The sequence below is a fragment of the Enterobacter sp. JJBC genome, assembly GCF_036936505.1.
Taxonomy (GTDB): domain Bacteria; phylum Pseudomonadota; class Gammaproteobacteria; order Enterobacterales; family Enterobacteriaceae; genus Enterobacter; species Enterobacter hormaechei_C.
The window spans coordinates 3,565,315-3,589,522 of sequence record NZ_CP136935.1 but is presented as its reverse complement, the minus strand read 5'-3'; the positions used below and the strand labels follow the sequence as shown (position 1 = coordinate 3,589,522).

Here is a 24,208-nt window from a genome sequence, read left to right as displayed (position 1 = left end):
GTGAGAGCACAATGACAGTGAAATATAAAACGGTCATCACCAAAGCCGGTGCCGAAAAACTCGCGGCGGCGACCGTCCCGAACGGGAAAAAGGTGAATTTTACGGCGATGGCCGTCGGTGACGGCGGCGGTACGCTGCCGGTGCCTGATCCGAACCAGACAAAGCTGGTCAAAGAGGTCTGGCGTCACGCGCTGAACAAAATCAGCCAGGACAGGAAAAATAAAAATTATGTCGTGGCGGAGCTGCTCATCCCGCCTGAGACCGGCGGTTTCTGGATGCGCGAGCTCGGGCTCTATGACGACACCGGCACGCTGATTGCGGTCGGCAATATGGCCGAAAGCTACAAGCCAGCGCTGGCGGAGGGCTCTGGCCGCGCGCAGACCGTGCGCATGGTTATTATGGTGAGCGACATCGAGTCAGTCGAGCTGACCATCGACACCTCAATGGTGATGGCAACACAGGACTACGTCGACGACAAGCTCGCTGAGCATGAGCAGTCCCGCCGCCATCCTGACGCCACGCTCACCGCTAAGGGTTTCACTCAGCTAAGCAGTGCGACCGACAGCGCGTCTGAGAGCGTCGCAGCGACGCCGAAAGCGGTTAAGGCAGCATATGACCTTGCGAAAGGGAAATATACGGCTCAGGACGCGACCACGGCGCAAAAGGGTATCGTCAAGCTCAGTAGCGCAACCGACAGCACGTCTGAGGCGCTGGCGGCAACGCCGAAAGCCGTTAAGGCCGCGAATGACAACGCTAACGGGCGCGTGCCGTCAGGGCGCAAGGTAAACGGTCGGGCGCTGTCATCCGATATCAACATTACGGCGCAGGATATTTTCAACGGTCAGACTGTTGGCATTGGCAACGCTGCCGACCTGAACGCCTACACCACGCCGGGGCTGTATTACCAGCCAGCGAACGCGCAGGCACAAACAGGCAGGAACTATCCAGAGGCTAACGCCGGTTCGCTGGAAGTCTATAAGCATGCCGGTATCACGCAGATTTACCGGGTTTACAACAGCTCCCGCTCGTACATTCGCACGCTTTACAGCGGGACGTGGTCAGCCTGGACAAAACAATATGATGCGGCGAACAAGCCTACACCGGCTGATATTGGGGCGTTACCAGTAACCGGCGGAACGGTGACGGGAAATCTGTATTCAAAAGGTCAGATATCAGCGGGGGATTCGCGTCTTTTATCTATCTATTCCTCGAACACTTCATCCCTTGCAGGGGCTATTAACCTTTGGGGTAATGTTGACCGACCAACAGTATTAGAATTTAAAGACGCTACTGGATACCACTTTTATTCACAACGTAATGTAAATGGTTCCATATCTTTTAATTTTAATGGTGCAGCAGAAGTCAGAGGCACAATTTCTGCTCATGGTGAAATTGTTTCAAGAGCTGCGAACGGCCTGCGTATCGCCTATGGTAATTTTGGCGCATTCTGGCGAAATGATGGCTCAAGTCTTTATTTGATGTTAACGAACGCTGGTGATTCGCTGGGAAGTTACAACTCACTCCGCCCGTTGTATGTGAATCTCACCACAGGCGCGCTTCAGTCAGGAACGCCGCTGTCGGTATACAACACAATCACTGCGAGCGAAGAAATTACCGCAGGCAAAGGAATGGTTGCGGGTTATAGCGGTCCATTTGCCTGGGCTGAACAGTACAAAGCGAAAGCGCCATTTTTCAATGCGTATTCAACTACCGCCACGAGTGAATACCATCCGGTAATCAAACAACAAGCGACCATTGTGAGTAAAAACTCATGGGCATTTTCGATGGGGTCTCTGGTTGCTGGTGATGAACTTTCATGGCATCTGCATATGAAAGGCAGTGGCGCACAGGATATTAATTTTAAATGGGACACTAAAGGAAACTTCAACGCGCCGGGACAGGTGAATCCGGGAAGCTATGCCAATTTTGATAACCGCTATTACACCAAAACGCAATCCGATGCGGGATATATGCCTAGAACGGGCGCTTACACCAAAGCGGAGAGTGACGGGCGTTTCCAGCCAAAAGGCAATTACACCCCGGCGGGTCAGGCTTACACCAAAGCGGAGAGTGACGGACGTTTCCAGCCAAAAGGCAATTACACCCCGGCGGGTCAGGCTTATACCAAAGCGGAGTCGGATGCGCGTTACGGAGTCGGTAAAACGACGACAGGTAATAACAGCGCTTACTACACGCATGGTAATGGCGCTGTATTCATGCAGGCAGTAAGAAATATTGCTGTCGGTAATAATGCTACCGTAACTGTGACACTGCCAACATCTTTCCCTAACGGCATTCTCGGTACAGGGCTCAGCTTTTACGGTTCGGGTGGCAACAACTCCGACTCATATTATATGTGCACGCCGGTCAATAAAAATCAGGTGAAAATCCAGACCCGAAACTGTAACGGAACATTTTCACTTATCGTGTCGGGATATTGATATGAAGAAATATTTCAGCAATACAGATAAAAGCTTTTACCTTGAGGAAACTGTCAGAACCTATGAAGAACAGGGTATTCCCGTTCCGTCAGACCTGATGACAATAACCGATGCCGAATATGAAGCCTTTATGGTTTCACCTGACCGGAAAGCGCCTCAGTACAATACTGAATCAGAATGCATGGAATGGGTCGATATCGAACCGCCGACCCGTGAGGAAGCTATTGAAAAAGCTGAGTCATTAAAGGCGCAGCTCTTGTCTGTTGCAGCTCAGGCCATAGCCCCATTGCAGGATGCGGTCGATTTGTCGATGGCGACAGAGGAGGAAATGGCGAGCCTGTCGGCGTGGAAAACATACCGGGTTTTACTTAACCGGGTTGATACTAGTGAGCCTGACGAAATTGAATGGCCTGAATCACCGTTAACAGAGTAATAAAAAACCCGCGCTAAGCGGGTTTAATCATAGGGGCATTCTTCATAATCTTTTTCTGTTTCATCACCGGCAAACAATCTGAGCCAGCAAAAGCCAAAGAGCCACCATGCAGCCAGACCACCCACAACCCAGAGTAAAATCGTCATTATCGCTTCCTCGTTAATGGCGAAACGATAGCGACAATACCCACTCATTGATAATGGTTATCAGCGATCAATTTACCGTGATTGATCGCTGATAACGATCAATGACGCTTTCCTCACACGGCAACCGGTCACTGCGCGTTGTGCTGTCACTCCTCCAACGGCCTTTCGTTTCTCATGTCCCGCACACAACAGAAAATAGTCGCACCCCTTAACCACGGAGTTAAACGGATGAGCGACTATCATCACGGCGTCGAGGTCATCGAGATTAACGATGGCACGCGCACCATTTCCACCGTTTCGACAGCTATCATCGGCATGGTCTGCACCGCCAATGATGCTGACGATTCAACATTTCCGCTAAATGAGCCGGTGCTGATTACCAGCGTGCAGAACGCTATCGGTAAAGCCGGTAAGCTCGGCACCCTGTCAAAATCCCTGCAAGCCATTGCCGACCAGTGCAAGCCGGTCGTTGTGGTTGTGCGCGTTGCCGAAGGTATTGAAGACCCGGACGACCCGGAAGCGGCGCAGAAAGAAACCATTTCCAACATCATCGGCACGACCGACGAAAACGGCAAATACACCGGACTGAAAGCGCTGCTGACCGCCAAAACCGTCACCGGCGCCAAGCCGCGCATTCTCGGCGTGCCGGGGCTGGATTCTCTGGAAGTGGCGACCGCGCTCGCGGCGACCTGTCAGAGCCTGCGCGCGTTTGGCTATATCAGCGCGTGGGGCTGCAAGACCATTTCCGAAGCTATCGCCTACCGTGAGAATTTCAGCCAGCGTGAGCTGATGGTCATTCACCCTGATTTTCTGGCGTGGGACACCACGGCGAATCAGACCGATATTGCATGGGCGACCGCCCGCGCGCTCGGCCTGCGTGCCAAAATCGACCAGGAAACGGGCTGGCACAAAACGCTGTCTAACGTTGGCGTGAATGGCGTCACCGGCGTCAGTGCCTCGGTCTCGTGGGACTTGCAGGAGAAGGCCACCGACGCGAACCTGTTGAATCAGGCTGGTGTCACCACGCTAATCCGTAACGACGGCTTTAAATTCTGGGGCAACCGTACCTGCTCCGACGATCCGTTATTCCTCTTTGAAAACTACACCCGCACGGCGCAGGTGCTGGCCGACACGATGGCGGAGGCGCACGCCTGGGCGATTGATAAACCCGTCACCGCAACGCTTATCCGCGACATCGTCGCCGGTATCAATGCGAAATTCCGCGAGCTGAAAAACAACGGCTATATCGTTGACGGCTCCTGCTGGTACGACCCGGAGTCAAACAGCGTGGAAACGCTCAAAGTGGGGAAACTGTATATCGATTACGACTACACCCCCGTCCCGCCGCTGGAAAACCTGACCCTGCGCCAGCGCATCACTGATACCTATCTGGCGAACCTGTCAGAGTCGGTCAACAGCTAAGGAGCTCTGAGCATGGCATTACCACGCAAACTGAAATACCTGAACATGTTCAACGATGGCCTGAGCTACATGGGCGTTGTTGAATCCGTCACCCTGCCAAAGCTGACCCGTAAGCTTGAGAAATACCGCGGCGGCGGGATGCCGGGCTCGGTGTCGATTGACCTCGGTCTCGATGACGATGCGCTGTCGTGCGAGTGGACGCTCGGCGGTCTGCCTGACGTCGAGCTGTGGGCGCAGTACGCCTCACCGGGCGCGGACAGCGTACCGTTACGCTTTACTGGCTCATACCAGCGCGATGACACTGGCGCGATTTCTGCCGTTGAGGTGGTCATGCGTGGCCGTCACAAAGAGTACGACGGCGGCGAAAACAAACAGGGCGAAAGCGGCACGACCAAAATCTCGACCGAATGCGCGTACTACCAGCTCACGATTGACGGCAGGGAAGTCATCGAGATTGACGTCATCAACATGGTGCTGAAAGTCGACGGCGTCGACCGTCTGGCAGAGCATCGCAAGGCCATTGGCCTGTAACCCCCTTAACCGGTCAGTCAGGCTGGCCGGTCACTTAACTTTGACGAGAGCAACATCATGGAAAACAACATCGAAACCGGCGTTACAGAAATTGAAGTCACCGAAACCAAAAAGCCACACGTCGTGACCCTCGATAACCCCCTCATGCGCGGTGAGCAAAAAATCGGAGAGGTGACGGTTTCAAAACCTAACGCGGGAACCCTGCGCGGGGTGTCGCTGGCCTCGCTGGCAAACTCTGACGTTGACGCGCTGATTAAGGTGCTGCCGCGTATGACCTACCCGGCACTCACCGAGCATGAAATTGCCCGTCTGGATGCCTCAGACCTGATGCAGTTCGCCGCTGAGGTGATTGGTTTTTTGTCGCCATCTTCGGCTCGCTGACGTTCCCCGCAAAACTTTCGGTCGATGACCTGATGGCGGATATCGCGGTGATTTTTCACTGGCCGCCATCAGAGCTGTATTCCCTTAGCGTGACCGAGCTCCTCACATGGCGCGACAAGGCGCTACAGCGAAGCGGAAACCACTATGAGCAATAACGTCAGAATCGAGGTGCTGCTTAACGCAGTAGACCGGGCAAGCCGACCGCTAAAAGCTATCCAGAACGCCAGCAAATCCCTCGCTGGCGATATCCGCAACTCACAGACGACCCTGCGCGACCTTAACGCGCAGGCGTCCCGAATTGACGGATTCAGGAAAGCGAGCGCACAGCTTGCCGTGACCGGTCAGTCGCTTAACAAAGCGAAACAGGAGGCCGCAGCGCTGGCCGTCCAGTTTAAAAACACGGAAAACCCCACCAAAGCGCAGGCGCGCGCAATGGAGGCAGCAAAAAAATCTGCCGCTGACCTGCAACTCAAATATAACGGGCTCAGGCAGTCGGTACAGCGCCAGCGCACCGAGCTTGCACAGGCCGGGATAAACACCCGCACGCTGTCGGCTGACGAGCGTCGCCTTAAAACCAGCATCAGTGAGACAACTGCGCAGCTTAACCGGCAACGTGAGGCGCTGGCGCGGGTCAGCCAGCAACAGGCAAAGCTGAGCCGGGTTAAGGAGCGGTATCAGACCGGTAAATCCCTCGCGGGGAGTGCGGCGGCGGCTGGCGCTGCCGGTGTCGGAGTTGCCACGGCTGGCACCATGGCCGGGGTAAAACTGCTGATGCCTGGCTATTCGTTTGCACAGAAAAACTCTGAGTTGCAAGCCGTGCTCGGGGTCGACAAACAGTCGCCCGAAATGGAGGCGTTACGCAAACAGGCCAGACAGCTCGGCGACAATACTGCCGCATCTGCGGACGACGCAGCGAGTGCACAAATCATCATCGCCAAAAGTGGCGGGGATGCTGATGCCATTCAGGCGGCGACGCCGGTCACGCTGAATATGGCGCTGTCGAATCAGCGCTCAATGGAGGAAAACGCCGCCCTGCTGACAGGGATGAAATCTGCGTTTCAGCTTTCCAACGACCAGATCGCGCACATTGGCGACGTGTTGTCGATGACGATGAACAAAACCGCCGCCGACTTTGACGGGCTGAGTGATGCGCTGACCTATGCCGCGCCGGTGGCGAGAAATGCCGGGGTCAGTATCGAGCAAACCGCCGCGATGGTCGGTGCGTTGCACGATGCGAAAATTACCGGCTCGATGGCGGGAACGGGTAGCCGTGCAATCCTGAGCCGCCTACAGGCTCCGACCGGTAAAGCCTTTGAGGCCATCAAAGAGCTCGGTGTCAAAACCTCTGACGCCAGAGGAAACACGCGCCCGATATTTTCCATCCTGAAGGAAATGCAGCGCAGTTTTGAGAAAAACAATCTCGGTACCAGCCAGCGCGGCGAGTACATGAAAGCCATCTTCGGTGAAGAGGCCAGCTCGGCGGCAGCGGTGCTGATGACCGCAGCGTCAACCGGCAAGCTCGACAAACTCACCGCAGCGTTTAAAGCCTCGGACGGTAAAACCGAGGAGCTGGTCAAAATCATGCAGGACAATCTCGGCGGCGACTTTAAAGAGTTTCAGTCTGCTTATGAGGCCGTGGGAACTGACCTGTTTGACCAGCAAAACGACGCTCTGCGCAAATTGACGCAGACGGCCACGCGATATGTTTTGAAACTCGATGGCTGGATCACCCGCAATAAATCACTGGCGACCACTATCGGTGTTGTAGCCGGTGGCGCACTGGCGCTGATTGGTGTGATTGGCGGGATTGGCCTGATTGCGTGGCCGGTGGTGATGGGGATTAACGCCATTATCGCCGCCGCAGGTCTGCTGGGAACGGTCTTTACCGTTGCCGGTGGCGCAATAGTGACTGCTGTCGGTGCAATAAGTCTGCCGGTGGTCGCGGTCGCCGGTGCGGTGGTGGCCGGGGCGCTCCTGATTCGTAAATACTGGGAGCCCATCAGCGCATTCTTTTCGGGCGTGGTGGAGGGGCTTAAAGCGGCATTTGCGCCGGTGGCGGAAATCTTCTCGCCGCTGACGCCGGTGTTTGATTCCATCATCGAGAAATTGCGCGGGGTCTGGCAGTGGTTCACTGACCTGATAGCACCGGTCAAGGCAACGCAGGAAACGCTGGACCGCTGCAAAAATGTCGGCGTGGCATTTGGCAAAGCGCTGGCCGATGCGTTAACGGCTCCCCTGAACGTCTTTAACAGCCTGAGCGGCAAAGTCGGCTGGCTACTGGAAAAGCTCGGGGTTATCAAAAAAGAGTCGGACGGCCTCGACCAGACTGCCGCTAAAGCCAGTGCCGCAGCCGGTACGCAAAACGGGTCTTATATTCCGCAGACGTCCGTTTATGGCGGTTATCAGATGTACCAGCCAGTGACGGCGCCTGCTGGCCGGTCCTATGTCGACCAGAGCAAGCGTGAATACAACATTACTCTGTCGGGTGGCGTTGCGCCGGGAACTGACCTCGACCGGCAGCTCCGGGAAGCAGTCGAAAAACTCGACCGGGAAGAAAGAGCACGCCAGCGCTCAAGTATGCGCCATGACGGATGAGGGCTAAAACATGTTAATGGTACTGGGTTTATTTGTGTTTGAACGCCGCACGCTGCCGCATCAGTCCATGCAATATTCGAAGGATTACCGATGGGCGTCAAATGACCGCATCGGTAAACCCCCTGCTTATCAGTATCTCGGCGAGGGGGAAACCTCGCGCACGCTCTCGGGCGTGCTGTACCCCGAAATCACCGGCGGACGCCTGTCGCTGACGGCCATCGAACTGATGGCCGACGAGGGCAGAGCGTGGCCGCTGATTGACGGGACGGGCATGATCCACGGTATGTATGTCATCGAAAAAGTGACCCACACGCACACCGAATTATTCAGCGACGGCGCGGCCAGAAAAATTGAGTTTAGCCTCTCGCTGAAACGGGTCGATGACTCGCTCGCGGCCATTTATGGAGACCTGAAAACGCAGGCCGACAATCTGGTGACATCTGCCGGTAACTGGATTGGAGGGCTGGCGGGATGATTACGGGTCTGAATGTTCAGGCCGGGGCGCAGATTGCTCCGGCGTTTATGCTCACGCTTGATGGCGATGATATCACGCAGAATTTCAGCGACCGGCTAATCAGTCTGACCATGACGGACAATCGCGGATTCGAGGCTGACCAACTCGACATCGAGCTCGACGACACCGACGGGCTTGTCGAGCTGCCGCCGCGCGGTGCAAAACTGACGCTGTGGCTGGGCTGGCAGGGCTCAGCCTTGCTGAATAAGGGCAGTTTCACGGTCGACGAAATCGAGCACCGTGGCGCGCCTGATACGCTGACCATCAGGGGGCGCAGCGCTGATTTTCGCGGCACGCTGAACTCCCGCCGGGAACAGTCATGGCATGACACCACGCTCGGTGTCATTGTTGAGACCATCGCAGCGCGTAACAAACTCACGGCCAGCGTGGCTGACACGCTGAAAGCGATCCCCGTGCCTCATATTGACCAGGCGCAGGAATCCGACGCGGTGTTTTTGTCCCGCCTGGCTGACCGTAACGGTGCATCAGTGTCGGTGAAAGCGGGGAAACTGCTGTTCCTGAAAGCCGGTACCGGCAGGACGGCCAGTGGCAAGCCCATCCCGCAAATGACCATCGAACGCGGCGACGGCGACCGTCATCAGTTTGCGATTGCTGACCGCGAAGCCTACACCGGCGTAACGGCGAAATGGCTGCACACAAAAGACCCGAAGCCGCAAAAGCAAAAGGTGAAGCTCAAGCGCAAGCCGAAGGAGCAGCACCTGCGCGCGCTGCAACATCCAAAAGCGACAAAAACCACGTCAAAGGCCAAAGCCAAAAAAGAGCAGGAGGCGCGCGAGGGCGAGTATATGGTCGGTGAGTCTGAGAACGTGCTGGAGCTGACGACCATCTACGCGACAAAAGCGCAGGCCATGCGCGCCGCTCAGGCTAAGTGGGACAAGTTACAGCGCGGAGTGGCGGAGTTTTCAATCTCGCTGGCTATTGGTCGGGCAGATTTATTTCCTGAAACGCCAATCGCGGTGAAAGGCTTTAAGCGCGTTATAGACGAGCAGGCTTGGATAATCAGCCGGGTGGTGCACTACCTTAACGGGAACGGCTACACGACGGGCTTAGAGCTTGAGGTTAAGGTTTCGGATGTAGAGTATGAAAGCGAAGAATTAACGCAATAAATGAATTTTATGTATTTGATATATAAGGATTTAATGGTTAAAATTGGTTCATCAATAACCCTCTGAGGTGTTCGCCATGTTCCACTGCCCTAAATGCCATTACGCCGCCCACGCTCGCACAAGTCGCTATTTCTCCGATACGACAAAAGAGCGGTATCATCAGTGCACAAACATCAATTGCAGTTGCACGTTCGTCACCACTGAGACGGTCGAGCGCTTTATCGTTTCGCCGGGTGAAGTGGTACCAGCGCCGCCGCACCCTACGCAGTCAGGCCAGCAACAAATCCACTGGATGTGACCAAAAGAAAACCCCGCAGATGCGGGGTTTTTTATATGCGATTAGTCAAAAAAGATGAGTGTTTGCAAGCATTATAACTTTGGCTCTTTCGGGTTGCTCTTTACCCATTTCATTACAGGTGTTAAGCGGTTTCTCCAAAACATAGCCCTGAGCTTTATGCTTATTGAGAATACGAAGCTCCTTAACCGTTTGAAGATATTTTTTAGGGACGTCTTTTGTCCAAATATCCATACAGGCACCTGAGCTGATAACAGTTTCATACACATCAGATGTTATCTGGTTCTCATTTAAAACAACCGTCAATGTGTCGCCACTTTTCGAGACCTCTACGGGTTGCCATGGCTTAAGGGACTTTTTCAAGGTAGAAGTATCATTTGCTAGTGCGGTGAAGGAAGTCAGGGTAAGGGCTAACAAAACTACCGTTTTGAAGGGTTTCAAATTAATTTCCTTATTAAACATATTGTTGAGACTTATTCTTGCACCGCTTAAAACAAAAAGTAAAGCCCCGCACATGGCAGGGCTTTTTTCGATGTGTGGACGACGTGTGGACATCGTCAGAAACAAATCCTTTTGTTTCAGTCTTTTGCGTCTAAAATTAAATCAGCATTGCTGGCTTTTTTCATTTTGGGGAACTGTCATGGCTGAACCGCAGCTGCTGTTGAACTATACCGGGCATCTGCCTGAATGCCCGACGTGGAGTGCAGAAGAGAAGGCGCTCTACTGGGCGGATATCCTGGAAGGGGAGATCCATCGGTACCATCTGCCCACCGCGGAACACTCGGTGCTCTCATTCCATGAAGAAGTTGGGTGTTTTGCCCTGCGTGAACGCGGCGGATTTATCGTCGCGATGCGAAACGCCATCTGGCTGACCGATAAACACGGCCTGCTCCAGCGTAAGGTTTGCGATAACCCATCCAACCCGCAGCTTGCACGTTTTAACGATGGCGGTACCGATCATCAGGGACGGTTTTATGCGGGCACGTTCTGGGGGCCGGGAGATTATAACGGGGCCATGTTGATGCGTATCGACAACGACCTGACGCCGAAAGTGATCCAGTGCGATATCCAGGGGCATAACGGTTTAGCGTTTAGTCCTGACAAACGGTGGATGTTTACTTCTGATACGCCGAACGGTGTGATCTACCGTACGCCGCTTGATGAGCAGGGGGAACCCGGTAAGCGCGAAGAGTTTCGCCGGTTTAGCGAGGGAGACGGTATTCCCGACGGTGCGGCAATGGATGAGGAAGGCTGCTACTGGAGCGCACTGTTTGACGGCTGGCGTATCGCACGGTTTTCACCGCAAGGCGAACAGCTGGAAGAGCACCGGCTGCCGGTACGCTGCCCGACAATGGTCTGCTTTGGCGGCGACGATATGAAAACGCTGTTTATCACCACCACGCGGGAAAATATGGAGGCGGAGGAGCTGGAGAAATACCCGCTTTCCGGTGCCATCTTCACCCTGCCTGTAAATGTGGCAGGGATGAAGAAAAGCCGCTTTATCGAACATTAAGCCGGATCGACCGGGACCACGGTTTCGCTCGGATAGCAGCCCAGCACTTTCATGGAGCGTGTGATCTCGCCCAGTTCGCGCAGGGCTTTCTGCATGGATGCAGACTCCAGGTTGGCCTGAACGTCGAGATAGAACATCTCTTCCCACGGGTTGCCATGTATTGGGCGGGATTCCAGCTTCGTCATGATCAGGTTGTGATTACGCAGCACCAGCAGCGCTTCAACCAGCGCACCCGCCTGCTGGCCGGTCGCCATCAACAGGGTGGTTTTCGCCGGGACCTGGTCCGACACGTTGATGGCCTTGCGGGCCAGAACCACGAAACGGGTGATATTCTGCGTCTGGTTGGCCAGATTGCGTTCCAGCACCTGTAAGCCATACAGCGCGCCGCCCGCTTCGCTACCGAGAGCCGCGACGGCAGGAGAGTTTGCCTGCGCCACTTTTTCCATCGCCGCCGAGGTGCTTTCGGTGTACTCAATTTTCCAGTGCGGATAACGGTTCAGGAACTGGCTGCACTGCTGGAACGGCTGCGGGTGACTGTACACCGTTTCGATCTGACTCAGATCGGTTGAGCCAGAGACCAGCACACAGTGATCGATAGGGATGGTCAACTCGCCGACTAACGACAGGCTGGTGTGCTGGAGCAAATCGTAAACATCGTTGATGGCGCCGGAACTGGTGTTCTCAATAGGCACCACGGCGTAATCTGCCTGGCCGGTTTCGACCTGGTTGAAAATGTCTGCAAATTTCGCGCAACCGCTCTCAATAAACTCTTCGAAATGGCGGGCTGCGTACTGGCGAGCCGCCAGATGAGAATAGGAGCCTTTCGGGCCGAGGAAAGCGATACGAGCAGAGTGCGGGTTGGTTTTGTTCAGATGCTGCTGGAGCAGGGCCTGTTGCGTCAGAACGGAATCTTCAATGATGAGCTGGAACAGGCGGGTGATGTAGTGCGCATCCAGATGATGCGCTTTGCCGAGTTGAATCAACCGTTCCAGTAAATCACGTTCGCGATCGATATCGCGCACCGGCCGATGGGACTCTAGCTTCGCTTTGCCCACTTCAATGGCGAGCGCGCGGCGTTCGGCCAGCAGGGCCAGTAATTTTTCGTCGAGTGCACTGATTTTTACGCGTAAATCCAGGAGCGGGTTTTCCGGTGTCATAGTGTTGTCTGTCTCATTTTATCGTTATCAATAAAAAAGGCCTCCCGGTGTGGGAGGCCTTGTTGTTCGTCTTCGCATTCTTTATCACACGACGAAACGCCTCCCGGTCAGGGGAAGGTAAAAAAGAATGCGAAGAAAAACGGCGTCTGTTTCATAAGGTCATCCTGAAAATGATAGGGTTAAAGTACCTGCACTGTTTTGATCCTGTCAATAAAAAACGCGCCCGAAGGCGCGTTGTCGGTACACTCAATTTTAGAGGATTACTCTTCTTCAACTTCTTCCGCGAAGCTGGCGTCTTTCACCGAGGTTGCGGCGCGACGTGCTTCACCTTTGTGTTGCACTTTATTGAGCTGCCGTTCCAGCTTGTTGATCAAATCGTTAATTGCGGTGTACATATCCTCGTGTTTTGCGCTGGCGACCAGATGGCCGTTTGGAGTATTGATAGTTGCATCAGCGATGAAACCCTGCGGCTCCTTGGACAGGATGATATGTGGATTAATCAAATGTGTTTGCCATTTATCCAGTTTGGCGAGACGGTCTGCGACGTGCTGGCGGATTGCCGGAGTAATTTCCATTTGTTTACTGGTAATGTTCATTGTCATAAATTTTACCTCTTGTCTTTCCGTCTTGGTGATTCCAGCATACCCGACCCAATGTCAAAATGTGTGATTTAGATCACGTTATTTTGTCGGTTTTTGTCAGGGAATCTTTTTTGTGAGGCAGGGCAGGAAGAGGTGAGATTTACCTTGTCGAAGCCAACAATTGCGGTCATAGTTGAATGGATGTGTTGAAGCTAAACCGCTTCAGCGTAAGTCTGAAAGAATAAAAAAACGGCAGCCCGCGGGCTGCCGTTATGCGTTGTAGCGGTATCAGGTGTTGCTGCTGTTCGCGGCGATGATTTTCGCCACTTTGTCAGCCTGAGCCGTCATCTGCATCTGGCGATACGCATTTTCCATCAGCTTCAGGCCATCACGCGTGGCTTGGGTATCCGGATAATCACGCAGCATGCCTTCTACACGGTTAACCACGGCAACCCATGCGCCACGGCGGGTGTAGTATTCCGCAACGGAGTACTCATATTTCGCCAGACGATCTTTCAGGAACACCAGACGCTTAGTGGCATCGGTAATGTACTGGCTGTTCGGGTAGCTACGCACCAGTTTGGAGAAGTCATTGAAAGCATCACGCGCATGTTGCGGGTCACGGTCTGAACGATCCACCCCGAAGAAGCCCTGCAATGCACTGTCATCCAGCGCCATGTTAGTCAGGCCGCGCATGTACATCACGTAATCGATGTTAGGATGGGTAGGGTTCAGACGCATGAAACGATCGATCGTTGCCTGAGCCAGCGGCAGATCGGCATTTTTGTAGTAGGCGTAGATAAGATCTAACTGTACCTGCTGCGAATACGGACCAAACGGATAGCGATTATCCAACGCTTCCAGTTGCGTTATCGCCTGTTTCCAGTTACCGTCCTGCAACTTTTGTTGTGCAGTCGCATAGATTTCATTCGGCGGATTGTCAGGGACCTGTTCATTCGAACCGGAGCAGCCCACCAAAGCCAGGCTCAACGTGGCCGCTGCCACCAGATATTTCATGCGCGTCATGACGTTTTGACTTTCCTCAAATGTTTGTCCGGGAGAAACTCAGTTCCTGCTCCCGATTAAGACCAGCTACAATAGCACACTATATTAAACGGCAAAGCCGTAAAACCCAACGTTAAACGAAGAAGCAGTTTATGGCACAACGAGTAGAACTCACCGCAACAGTCTCCGAAAATCAGCTCGGTCAACGCTTAGATCAGGCTTTGGCCGAATTGTTCCCTGATTATTCGCGTTCACGCATAAAAGAATGGATCCTTGACCAGCGCGTGCTGGTAAACGGCAAGATCTGGGACAAACCAAAAGAGAAAGTGTTTGGTGGGGAAGCTGTCGCCATCAATGCTGAAATCGAAGAGGAAATCCGCTTCGAGCCGCAGGATATCCCGCTGGATATCGTCTACGAAGATGACGACATTCTGGTCATCAACAAGCCGCGCGACTTTGTTGTTCACCCGGGCGCGGGCAATCCTGACGGTACGGTACTTAACGCACTCCTTCATTATTATCCGCCGATTGCCGACGTACCGCGTGCCGGTATTGTTCACCGTCTGGATAAAGACACCACGGGTCTGATGGTGGTGGCGAAGACGGTTCCCGCCCAGACTCGCCTGGTGGAATCGTTGCAACTGCGCGAAATCACCCGTGAGTATGAAGCGGTGGCGATTGGTCATATGACCTCTGGCGGCACGGTGGAAGAGCCTATCAGCCGTCACCCAACCAAGCGTACGCATATGTCCGTACACCCGATGGGCAAACCGGCGGTGACCCATTACCGCATCATGGAACATTTCCGTATTCATACGCGCCTGCGTCTGCGCCTGGAAACCGGGCGTACTCACCAGATCCGCGTGCACATGGCGCATATTACCCATCCGCTGGTGGGTGACCCGGTTTACGGCGGTCGTCCGCGTCCACCAAAGGGCGCATCGGATGAATTCATCTCCGTGCTGCGTAAATTCGATCGCCAGGCGCTGCATGCGACGATGCTGCGTCTTTACCACCCAATCACCGGAATTCAGATGGAATGGCATGCGCCGATCCCACAGGATATGGTGGAACTTATCGACGCGATGCGCGCAGATTTCGAAGAACATAAGGATCACGTGGACTGGTTATGACCAAACTGATTGTCCCGGAGTGGCCACTGCCTGAAGGCGTGGCCGCCTGTAGTTCAACCCGTATCGGTGGCGTGAGCCAGGGCGCGTGGGAGTCTCTGAACCTCGGTGCGCATTGTGGCGATAACCTGGAGCACGTTGAAGAGAACCGTAAACGCCTCTTTGCTGCGGGAAACCTTCCTTCAAAACCGGTCTGGCTTGAGCAGGTGCACGGTAAAGCGGTGCTTAAGCTGACGGGTGAGCCCTATGCGTCTAAACGCGCCGATGCTTCGTACAGCAATACGCCGGGAACGGTTTGCGCGGTGATGACTGCTGATTGCCTGCCGGTGTTGTTCTGCAATCAGGCAGGAACTGAAGTGGCTGCTGCCCACGCCGGATGGCGAGGCCTGTGCGAAGGCGTGCTGGAAGAGACCGTCGCCTGCTTCCAGGACGATTCTGCAAATCTCATCGCCTGGCTTGGCCCGGCGATTGGCCCGCAGGCATTTGAGGTCGGGCCCGAAGTGCGCGATGCCTTTATGGAAAAAGATCCGCAAGCGGTCGAAGCGTTCGTGGCTTCCGGAGATAAATATCTGGCCGATATTTACCAGCTTGCCCGCCAGCGCCTGAATAACGTCGGTGTGACTCAAATCTTCGGCGGAGATCGCTGTACCTTCACCGAAAAGGGTGATTTTTTCTCCTATCGCCGCGACAAGACGACAGGCCGTATGGCAAGTTTCATTTGGCTGATATAACCTAAAGAATCAAGACGATCCGGTACGCGCCGTTTTCTTTTCACATAATTCAGGTTATTAACCTTGAATAATTGAGGGATGACCTCATTTAATCTCCAGTAGCAAATTTGACCTGTTATGGGAGGAGTTATGCGTCTGGATCGTCTTACTAATAAATTCCAGCTTGCTCTCGCCGATGCCCAGTCCCTCGCACTGGGGCACGACAACCAATTTATCGAACCTCTTCATTTAATGAGCGCCTTGCTGAATCAGGAAGGGGGATCGGTACGTCCGTTATTAACGTCCGCTGGCATTAATGCCGGCCAGTTACGCACCGCCATCGATCAGGCGCTGAGCCGTTTACCGCAGGTCGAAGGTACCGGCGGCGACGTGCAGCCGTCGCAGGATCTGGTGCGCGTGCTGAACCTTTGCGACAAGCTGGCGCAAAAACGTGGGGACAACTTTATTTCGTCAGAGCTGTTTGTTCTGGCGGCGCTTGAATCACGCGGTACCTTAACCGACCTGCTGAAATCCGCCGGTGCAACCACCGCTAATGTGACCCAGGCGATTGAGAAAATGCGCGGAGGTGAAAGCGTGAACGACCAGGGAGCCGAAGACCAACGTCAGGCTTTGAAGAAATTTACGGTCGACCTGACCGAACGTGCCGAGCAGGGCAAACTTGACCCGGTGATCGGCCGCGACGAAGAAATCCGCCGGACAATCCAGGTACTGCAACGTCGTACCAAAAACAACCCGGTGCTGATTGGTGAGCCAGGCGTCGGTAAAACCGCCATCGTTGAAGGGCTGGCGCAGCGTATCGTTAATGGCGAAGTGCCCGAAGGGCTGAAAGGCCGTCGCGTACTGGCGCTGGATATGGGCGCGCTGGTGGCCGGGGCGAAATACCGCGGTGAATTTGAAGAGCGTCTGAAAGGCGTGCTGAACGATCTGGCGAAACAGGAAGGTAACGTCATCCTGTTTATCGACGAACTGCACACCATGGTGGGGGCGGGTAAAGCTGACGGCGCAATGGATGCCGGGAACATGCTGAAACCTGCTCTGGCGCGCGGTGAACTTCACTGCGTCGGCGCCACTACGCTTGACGAGTATCGTCAGTACATTGAGAAAGATGCCGCGCTGGAGCGTCGTTTCCAGAAGGTGTTTGTCGCTGAACCAAGCGTTGAAGATACCATCGCCATTTTGCGTGGTCTGAAAGAGCGTTATGAGCTGCACCATCACGTGCAGATCACCGACCCGGCCATCGTTGCGGCGGCGACGCTTTCGCATCGTTACATTGCCGACCGTCAGTTGCCGGATAAAGCCATTGACCTTATCGATGAAGCGGCGTCCAGCATCCGTATGCAGATTGACTCGAAACCGGAAGAGCTGGACCGACTCGATCGCCGTATTATCCAGCTCAAGCTGGAACAGCAGGCGCTGAGCAAAGAGTCTGATGAAGCGAGCAAGAAACGCCTTGATATGCTCAACGAAGAACTGGACGAGAAAGAGCGTCAGTATTCTGAGCTGGAAGAAGAGTGGAAAGCTGAGAAAGCCTCCCTCTCTGGCACCCAGACAATCAAGGCGGAGCTGGAGCAGGCTAAAATTGCCATTGAGCAGGCGCGTCGCGTAGGGGATCTGGCACGGATGTCCGAACTACAGTACGGCAAGATCCCTGAGCTGGAAAAACAACTTGAGATCGCCACGCAATCGGAAGGCAAAACCATGCGTCTGTTGCGTAATAAAGTGACGGATGCCGAGATTGCCGAAGTGCTGGCGCGCTGGACGGGTATTCCTGTGGCTCGCATGATGGAAAGCGAACGCGAGAAACTGCTGCGTATGGAGCAGGATCTGCATCAGCGCGTCATTGGACAGAACGAAGCGGTCGAAGCGGTATCTAACGCCATTCGTCGTAGCCGTGCGGGGCTGTCCGATCCGAATCGTCCAATCGGCTCGTTCCTGTTCCTGGGGCCAACCGGTGTCGGTAAAACCGAGCTGTGTAAAGCGCTGGCTAACTTTATGTTCGACAGCGATGACGCGATGGTGCGTATCGATATGTCCGAGTTTATGGAGAAACACGCCGTCTCGCGTCTGGTCGGTGCGCCTCCGGGATATGTCGGTTATGAAGAGGGCGGTTATCTGACGGAAGCGGTTCGCCGTCGTCCTTATTCCGTCATCCTGCTGGATGAAGTAGAAAAGGCACATCCTGACGTGTTTAACATTCTGTTGCAGGTGCTGGATGATGGGCGTCTGACGGATGGGCAGGGAAGAACGGTCGACTTCCGTAACACGGTGGTGATCATGACCTCGAACCTGGGTTCCGATTTGATTCAGGAACGCTTCGGTGAGCTGGATTACAGCCATATGAAAGATCTGGTGCTGGGTGTGGTCAGCCAAAACTTCCGTCCGGAGTTCATCAACCGTATTGATGAAGTGGTCGTGTTCCATCCGCTGGGTGAGAAACACATTGCGTCGATTGCGCAGATCCAGTTGCAGCGTCTGTACAAACGTCTGGAAGAGCGTGGGTATGAAATCCACATCTCGGATGATGCGCTGAAACTGCTTAGCGAGAATGGTTACGATCCTGTTTATGGTGCGCGTCCGTTAAAACGTGCTATCCAGCAGCAGATCGAAAACCCGCTGGCACAACAAATCCTCTCTGGGGAGCTGGTTCCGGGCAAAGTTATCCGTCTGGAAGCCAACGAAGACCGAATTGTGGCAGTGCAGTAAGTCACAAAACGCAAAAACGGGCCGCTTGCGGCTCGTTTTTGTTTAAAAACCAGGCAAGAATTAATGTCTGAGATGTGTTTTGCCTGGAAAGTGAGCAGTCGGTAAATAATTTTCACTTTGCACTTGCAGCCTCAGAATAACTCCCTATAATGCGCCTCCACTGACACGGAACAACGGCACGCAAGCCGCCGGGTCAGCAGAGAAAAGCAAAATAAACGCTTGACTCTGAAGCGGGAAAGCGTAATATGCACACCCCGCGCCGCAGCGAAAACGAAGCGGCACTGCTCTTTAACAATTTATCAGACAATCTGTGTGGGCACTCAAAGTGACATGGATTCTTAACGTCCTCGGACGAAAAATGAATACCAAGTCTCAACGAGTGAACACGTAATTCATTACGAAGTTTAATTCATTGAGCATCAAACTTTTAAATTGAAGAGTTTGATCATGGCTCAGATTGAACGCTGGCGGCAGGCCTAACACATGCAAGTCGAACGGTAACAGGAAGCAGCTTGCTGCTTCGCTGACGAGTGGCGGACGGGTGAGTAATGTCTGGGAAACTGCCTGATGGAGGGGGATAACTACTGGAAACGGTAGCTAATACCGCATAACGTCGCAAGACCAAAGAGGGGGACCTTCGGGCCTCTTGCCATCGGATGTGCCCAGATGGGATTAGCTAGTAGGTGGGGTAACGGCTCACCTAGGCGACGATCCCTAGCTGGTCTGAGAGGATGACCAGCCACACTGGAACTGAGACACGGTCCAGACTCCTACGGGAGGCAGCAGTGGGGAATATTGCACAATGGGCGCAAGCCTGATGCAGCCATGCCGCGTGTATGAAGAAGGCCTTCGGGTTGTAAAGTACTTTCAGCGGGGAGGAAGGCGATAAGGTTAATAACCTTGTCGATTGACGTTACCCGCAGAAGAAGCACCGGCTAACTCCGTGCCAGCAGCCGCGGTAATACGGAGGGTGCAAGCGTTAATCGGAATTACTGGGCGTAAAGCGCACGCAGGCGGTCTGTCAAGTCGGATGTGAAATCCCCGGGCTCAACCTGGGAACTGCATTCGAAACTGGCAGGCTAGAGTCTTGTAGAGGGGGGTAGAATTCCAGGTGTAGCGGTGAAATGCGTAGAGATCTGGAGGAATACCGGTGGCGAAGGCGGCCCCCTGGACAAAGACTGACGCTCAGGTGCGAAAGCGTGGGGAGCAAACAGGATTAGATACCCTGGTAGTCCACGCCGTAAACGATGTCGACTTGGAGGTTGTGCCCTTGAGGCGTGGCTTCCGGAGCTAACGCGTTAAGTCGACCGCCTGGGGAGTACGGCCGCAAGGTTAAAACTCAAATGAATTGACGGGGGCCCGCACAAGCGGTGGAGCATGTGGTTTAATTCGATGCAACGCGAAGAACCTTACCTACTCTTGACATCCAGAGAACTTAGCAGAGATGCTTTGGTGCCTTCGGGAACTCTGAGACAGGTGCTGCATGGCTGTCGTCAGCTCGTGTTGTGAAATGTTGGGTTAAGTCCCGCAACGAGCGCAACCCTTATCCTTTGTTGCCAGCGGTCCGGCCGGGAACTCAAAGGAGACTGCCAGTGATAAACTGGAGGAAGGTGGGGATGACGTCAAGTCATCATGGCCCTTACGAGTAGGGCTACACACGTGCTACAATGGCGCATACAAAGAGAAGCGACCTCGCGAGAGCAAGCGGACCTCATAAAGTGCGTCGTAGTCCGGATTGGAGTCTGCAACTCGACTCCATGAAGTCGGAATCGCTAGTAATCGTGGATCAGAATGCCACGGTGAATACGTTCCCGGGCCTTGTACACACCGCCCGTCACACCATGGGAGTGGGTTGCAAAAGAAGTAGGTAGCTTAACCTTCGGGAGGGCGCTTACCACTTTGTGATTCATGACTGGGGTGAAGTCGTAACAAGGTAACCGTAGGGGAACCTGCGGTTGGATCACCTCCTTACCTTAAAGAACCTGCCTTTGTAGTGTCCACACAGATTGTCTGATGAAAAGTAAATAGCAAGGCGTCTTGCGATTGAGACTGTACGTCCCCTTCGTCTAGAGGCCCAGGACACCGCCCTTTCACGGCGGTAACAGGGGTTCGAATCCCCTAGGGGACGCCACTTGCTGGTTCGTGAGTGAAAGTCACCTGCCGCCATATCTCAAAACTGACTTGCGAGTCACTTTTGAGATATTTGCTCTTTAAAAATCTGGATCAAGCTGAAAATTGAAACGACACACAGCTCATGTGTGTTCGAGTCTCTCAAATTTTCGCAATCAGAAGTGAAACATCTTCGGGTTGTGAGGTTAAGCGACTAAGCGTACACGGTGGATGCCCTGGCAGTCAGAGGCGATGAAGGACGTGCTAATCTGCGAAAAGCGCCGGCGAGGTGATATGAACCTTTGACCCGGCGATGTCCGAATGGGGAAACCCAGTGTGTTCCGACACACTATCGTTAACTGAATACATAGGTTAACGAGGCGAACCGGGGGAACTGAAACATCTAAGTACCCCGAGGAAAAGAAATCAACCGAGATTCCCCCAGTAGCGGCGAGCGAACGGGGAGCAGCCCGGAGTCTGAATCAGCTTGTGTGTTAGTGGAACGGTCTGGAAAGTCCGACGGTACAGGGTGATAGTCCCGTACACGAAAATGCACATGCTGTGAACTCGAAGAGTAGGGCGGGACACGTGGTATCCTGTCTGAATATGGGGGGACCATCCTCCAAGGCTAAATACTCCTGACTGACCGATAGTGAACCAGTACCGTGAGGGAAAGGCGAAAAGAACCCCGGCGAGGGGAGTGAAAAAGAACCTGAAACCGTGTACGTACAAGCAGTGGGAGCCTCTTTATGGGGTGACTGCGTACCTTTTGTATAATGGGTCAGCGACTTATATTCTGTAGCAAGGTTAACCGTATAGGGGAGCCGAAGGGAAACCGAGTCTTAACTGGGCGTTAAGTTGCAGGGTATAGACCCGAAACCCGGTGATCTAGCCATGGGCAGGTTGAAGGTTGGGTAACACTAACTGGAGGACCGAACCGACTAATGTTGAAAAATTAGCGGATGACCTGTGGCTGGGGGTGAAAGGCCAATCAAACCGGGAGATAGCTGGTTCTCCCCGAAAGCTATTTAGGTAGCGCCTCGTGAACTCATCTTCGGGGGTAGAGCACTGTTTCGGCTAGGGGGCCATCCCGGCTTACCAACCCGATGCAAACTACGAATACCGAAGAATGTTATCACGGGAGACACACGGCGGGTGCTAACGTCCGTCGTGAAGAGGGAAACAACCCAGACCGCCAGCTAAGGTCCCAAAGTCATGGTTAAGTGGGAAACGATGTGGGAAGGCACAGACAGCCAGGATGTTGGCTTAGAAGCAGCCATCATTTAAAGAAAGCGTAATAGCTCACTGGTCGAGTCGGCCTGCGCGGAAGATGTAACGGGGCTAAACCATGCACCGAAGCTGCGGCAGCGACGCTTATGCGTTGTTGGGTAGGGGAGCGTTCTGTAAGCCGTTGAAGGTGTGCTGTGAGGCATGCTGGAGGTATCAGAAGTGCGAATGCTGACATAAGTAACGATAAAGCGGGTGAAAAGCCCGCTCGCCGGAAGACCAAGGGTTCCTGTCCAACGTTAATCGGGGCAGGGTGAGTCGACCCCTAAGGCGAGGCCGAAAGGCGTAGTCGATGGGAAACAGGTTAATATTCCTGTACTTGGTGTTACTGCGAAGGGGGGACGGAGAAGGCTATGTCAGCCGGGCGACGGTTGTCCCGGTTTAAGCATGTAGGCGGAGGTTCCAGGTAAATCCGGTACCTTGTTAACGCTGAGGTGTGATGACGAGGCACTACGGTGCTGAAGTGATAAATGCCCTGCTTCCAGGAAAAGCCTCTAAGCATCAGGTAACACGAAATCGTACCCCAAACCGACACAGGTGGTCAGGTAGAGAATACCAAGGCGCTTGAGAGAACTCGGGTGAAGGAACTAGGCAAAATGGTGCCGTAACTTCGGGAGAAGGCACGCTGATATGTAGGTGAAGTCCCTGCGGACGGAGCTGAAATCAGTCGAAGATACCAGCTGGCTGCAACTGTTTATTAAAAACACAGCACTGTGCAAACACGAAAGTGGACGTATACGGTGTGACGCCTGCCCGGTGCCGGAAGGTTAATTGATGGGGTCAGCGGCAACGCGAAGCTCTTGATCGAAGCCCCGGTAAACGGCGGCCGTAACTATAACGGTCCTAAGGTAGCGAAATTCCTTGTCGGGTAAGTTCCGACCTGCACGAATGGCGTAATGATGGCCAGGCTGTCTCCACCCGAGACTCAGTGAAATTGAACTCGCTGTGAAGATGCAGTGTACCCGCGGCAAGACGGAAAGACCCCGTGAACCTTTACTATAGCTTGACACTGAACACTGGTCCTTGATGTGTAGGATAGGTGGGAGGCTTTGAAGCGTGGACGCCAGTCTGCGTGGAGCCATCCTTGAAATACCACCCTTTAATGGCTGGTGTTCTAACGTAGACCCGTGATCCGGGTTGCGGACAGTGTCTGGTGGGTAGTTTGACTGGGGCGGTCTCCTCCCAAAGAGTAACGGAGGAGCACGAAGGTTGGCTAATCCTGGTCGGACATCAGGAGGTTAGTGCAATGGCATAAGCCAGCTTGACTGCGAGCGTGACGGCGCGAGCAGGTGCGAAAGCAGGTCATAGTGATCCGGTGGTTCTGAATGGAAGGGCCATCGCTCAACGGATAAAAGGTACTCCGGGGATAACAGGCTGATACCGCCCAAGAGTTCATATCGACGGCGGTGTTTGGCACCTCGATGTCGGCTCATCACATCCTGGGGCTGAAGTAGGTCCCAAGGGTATGGCTGTTCGCCATTTAAAGTGGTACGCGAGCTGGGTTTAGAACGTCGTGAGACAGTTCGGTCCCTATCTGCCGTGGGCGCTGGAGAATTGAGGGGGGCTGCTCCTAGTACGAGAGGACCGGAGTGGACGCATCACTGGTGTTCGGGTTGTCATGCCAATGGCACTGCCCGGTAGCTAAATGCGGAAGAGATAAGTGCTGAAAGCATCTAAGCACGAAACTTGCCCCGAGATGAGTTCTCCCTGAGACTTTAAGTCTCCTGAAGGAACGTTGAAGACGACGACGTTGATAGGTCGGGTGTGTAAGCGCAGCGATGCGTTGAGCTAACCGATACTAATGAACCGTGAGGCTTAACCTTACAACGCCGAAGGTGTTTTGGCGAAGAGACAGACACGATTTTCAGCCTGATACAGATTAAACAGAATTTGCCTGGCGGCTTTAGCGCGGTGGTCCCACCTGACCCCATGCCGAACTCAGAAGTGAAACGCCGTAGCGCCGATGGTAGTGTGGGGTCTCCCCATGTGAGAGTAGGGAACTGCCAGGCATCAAACAAGAAAAACCCCGTACCGTAAGGTACGGGGTTTTTTGCTTTGGGCGCGGAAAACATGCCGGATGGCGGCTTCCCCTTATCCGGCCTACAAT

20 protein-coding genes, 1 tRNA gene, 3 rRNA genes and 1 other annotated feature are annotated in these 24,208 nt (G+C 54.0%); of the genes, 18 read left to right on the top strand and 6 right to left on the bottom strand.

The features are described 5' to 3' along the window. The first annotated feature begins 11 nt into the window (after nucleotides 1–11). Together RY075_RS17190 and RY075_RS17185 are read left to right on the top strand one after the other, a co-directional pair. Nucleotides 12–2,441, top strand: coding sequence for a phage tail protein (locus tag RY075_RS17190; RefSeq protein ID WP_044704181.1), 2,430 nt, complete (start codon nucleotides 12–14; stop codon nucleotides 2,439–2,441). A gap of 1 nt (nucleotide 2,442) precedes the next feature. Next, nucleotides 2,443–2,874 carry a tail fiber assembly protein gene (locus RY075_RS17185; RefSeq protein WP_338627860.1) on the top strand — a complete coding sequence of 144 codons (432 nt, stop codon included), beginning with the start codon at nucleotides 2,443–2,445 and terminating at the stop codon, nucleotides 2,872–2,874. A 23-nt stretch (nucleotides 2,875–2,897) separates the two neighbouring features. Here the strand turns inward: RY075_RS17185 and RY075_RS17180 are convergent, their stop codons facing one another. Next, a complete protein-coding gene (locus RY075_RS17180; RefSeq protein WP_255248574.1) occupies nucleotides 2,898–3,020 on the bottom strand; it encodes a hypothetical protein in 123 nt (40 codons plus the stop codon). Between the two features lie 228 nt (nucleotides 3,021–3,248). Between RY075_RS17180 and RY075_RS17175 the strand changes: the two genes are divergently transcribed. From RY075_RS17175 to RY075_RS17140, 8 genes are all read left to right on the top strand, one after another. After that, on the top strand, nucleotides 3,249–4,442 hold the full coding sequence (locus RY075_RS17175; protein ID WP_338627859.1) for a phage tail sheath protein: 1,194 nt from the start codon (nucleotides 3,249–3,251) through the stop codon (nucleotides 4,440–4,442). Nucleotides 4,443–4,454: 12 nt separating this feature from the next. Beyond that, nucleotides 4,455–4,973 carry a phage major tail tube protein gene (locus tag RY075_RS17170; RefSeq protein WP_023295232.1) on the top strand — a complete coding sequence of 173 codons (519 nt, stop codon included), beginning with the start codon at nucleotides 4,455–4,457 and terminating at the stop codon, nucleotides 4,971–4,973. A 57-nt stretch (nucleotides 4,974–5,030) separates the two neighbouring features. Continuing rightward, complete coding sequence (locus RY075_RS17165) at nucleotides 5,031–5,354, top strand: phage tail assembly protein (protein WP_032618991.1); 324 nt, start codon at nucleotides 5,031–5,033, stop codon at nucleotides 5,352–5,354. A 32-nt stretch (nucleotides 5,355–5,386) separates the two neighbouring features. Next, nucleotides 5,387–5,509: a GpE family phage tail protein gene (locus tag RY075_RS17160; RefSeq protein WP_017382998.1), complete on the top strand. Its 123-nt coding sequence runs from the start codon at nucleotides 5,387–5,389 to the stop codon at nucleotides 5,507–5,509. Beyond that, nucleotides 5,499–7,949, top strand: a complete 2,451-nt coding sequence (locus tag RY075_RS17155) for a phage tail tape measure protein (protein ID WP_338627858.1) — start codon at nucleotides 5,499–5,501, stop codon at nucleotides 7,947–7,949. The genes RY075_RS17160 and RY075_RS17155 overlap by 11 nt, the downstream gene beginning before the upstream one ends. A gap of 10 nt (nucleotides 7,950–7,959) precedes the next feature. Further along, nucleotides 7,960–8,424: a phage tail protein gene (locus RY075_RS17150; RefSeq protein WP_023323579.1), complete on the top strand. Its 465-nt coding sequence runs from the start codon at nucleotides 7,960–7,962 to the stop codon at nucleotides 8,422–8,424. Continuing rightward, on the top strand, nucleotides 8,421–9,590 hold the full coding sequence (locus RY075_RS17145) for a phage late control D family protein (RefSeq protein ID WP_338627856.1): 1,170 nt from the start codon (nucleotides 8,421–8,423) through the stop codon (nucleotides 9,588–9,590). Before RY075_RS17150 ends, RY075_RS17145 begins: the two co-directional genes overlap by 4 nt. A 76-nt stretch (nucleotides 9,591–9,666) precedes the next feature. Next, nucleotides 9,667–9,888: a DNA-binding transcriptional regulator gene (locus tag RY075_RS17140; protein WP_023323577.1), complete on the top strand. Its 222-nt coding sequence runs from the start codon at nucleotides 9,667–9,669 to the stop codon at nucleotides 9,886–9,888. 45 nt (nucleotides 9,889–9,933) lie between these two features. On the opposite strand, the gene RY075_RS17135 is transcribed toward RY075_RS17140, so the two are convergent. Then, nucleotides 9,934–10,440: a hypothetical protein gene (locus RY075_RS17135; RefSeq protein WP_232623488.1), complete on the bottom strand. Its 507-nt coding sequence runs from the start codon at nucleotides 10,438–10,440 to the stop codon at nucleotides 9,934–9,936. Between the two features lie 85 nt (nucleotides 10,441–10,525). Between RY075_RS17135 and RY075_RS17130 the strand changes: the two genes are divergently transcribed. Then, on the top strand, nucleotides 10,526–11,398 hold the full coding sequence (locus tag RY075_RS17130) for an SMP-30/gluconolactonase/LRE family protein (protein ID WP_032609874.1): 873 nt from the start codon (nucleotides 10,526–10,528) through the stop codon (nucleotides 11,396–11,398). Here RY075_RS17130 and pheA read toward each other — a convergent pair. From pheA to bamD, 4 genes are all read right to left on the bottom strand, one after another. Then, nucleotides 11,395–12,555 (bottom strand): bifunctional chorismate mutase/prephenate dehydratase, encoded by a 1,161-nt coding sequence (gene pheA, locus RY075_RS17125; protein WP_023314685.1) that lies wholly within the window; start codon nucleotides 12,553–12,555, stop codon nucleotides 11,395–11,397. The two genes, RY075_RS17130 and pheA, sit on opposite strands and share 4 nt — an antisense overlap. A gap of 30 nt (nucleotides 12,556–12,585) precedes the next feature. Beyond that, nucleotides 12,586–12,711: a sequence feature (Phe leader region), on the bottom strand. Then, the gene (gene pheL / locus RY075_RS17120; RefSeq protein ID WP_100229775.1) at nucleotides 12,663–12,710 is read right to left on the bottom strand and encodes a pheA operon leader peptide PheL; all 48 of its coding nucleotides are present in this window, start codon (nucleotides 12,708–12,710) and stop codon (nucleotides 12,663–12,665) included. It overlaps the preceding feature by 48 nt. 104 nt (nucleotides 12,712–12,815) lie before the next feature. Then, a complete protein-coding gene (gene raiA, locus RY075_RS17115; RefSeq protein WP_003863162.1) occupies nucleotides 12,816–13,157 on the bottom strand; it encodes a ribosome-associated translation inhibitor RaiA in 342 nt (113 codons plus the stop codon). Between the two features lie 267 nt (nucleotides 13,158–13,424). Then, the gene (gene bamD / locus RY075_RS17110) at nucleotides 13,425–14,162 is read right to left on the bottom strand and encodes an outer membrane protein assembly factor BamD (protein WP_003863164.1); all 738 of its coding nucleotides are present in this window, start codon (nucleotides 14,160–14,162) and stop codon (nucleotides 13,425–13,427) included. 131 nt (nucleotides 14,163–14,293) lie between these two features. Between bamD and rluD the strand changes: the two genes are divergently transcribed. The 7 genes from rluD to rrf all read left to right on the top strand — a co-directional run bounded on the left by rluD (nucleotide 14,294) and on the right by rrf (nucleotide 24,110). Continuing rightward, nucleotides 14,294–15,274, top strand: a complete 981-nt coding sequence (rluD, locus tag RY075_RS17105) for a 23S rRNA pseudouridine(1911/1915/1917) synthase RluD (RefSeq protein ID WP_003863165.1) — start codon at nucleotides 14,294–14,296, stop codon at nucleotides 15,272–15,274. Beyond that, complete coding sequence (gene yfiH, locus RY075_RS17100) at nucleotides 15,271–16,002, top strand: purine nucleoside phosphorylase YfiH (RefSeq protein ID WP_003863167.1); 732 nt, start codon at nucleotides 15,271–15,273, stop codon at nucleotides 16,000–16,002. Before rluD ends, yfiH begins: the two co-directional genes overlap by 4 nt. 129 nt (nucleotides 16,003–16,131) lie before the next feature. Beyond that, entirely contained in the window at nucleotides 16,132–18,705 is a 2,574-nt protein-coding gene (gene clpB / locus RY075_RS17095) for an ATP-dependent chaperone ClpB (RefSeq protein ID WP_045895522.1), read from the top strand. A gap of 429 nt (nucleotides 18,706–19,134) precedes the next feature. After that, a 16S ribosomal RNA gene (locus RY075_RS17090) occupies nucleotides 19,135–20,676 on the top strand. A gap of 84 nt (nucleotides 20,677–20,760) precedes the next feature. Further along, nucleotides 20,761–20,836, top strand: a tRNA-Glu gene (locus RY075_RS17085). Nucleotides 20,837–21,018: 182 nt separating this feature from the next. Then, nucleotides 21,019–23,924 (top strand): 23S ribosomal RNA (locus RY075_RS17080). Nucleotides 23,925–23,994: 70 nt separating this feature from the next. Continuing rightward, a 5S ribosomal RNA gene (rrf, locus tag RY075_RS17075) occupies nucleotides 23,995–24,110 on the top strand. Together the 16S, 23S and 5S rRNA genes with 1 tRNA gene alongside form the textbook arrangement of a ribosomal RNA operon. The last annotated feature ends 98 nt before the right edge of the window (nucleotides 24,111–24,208 follow it).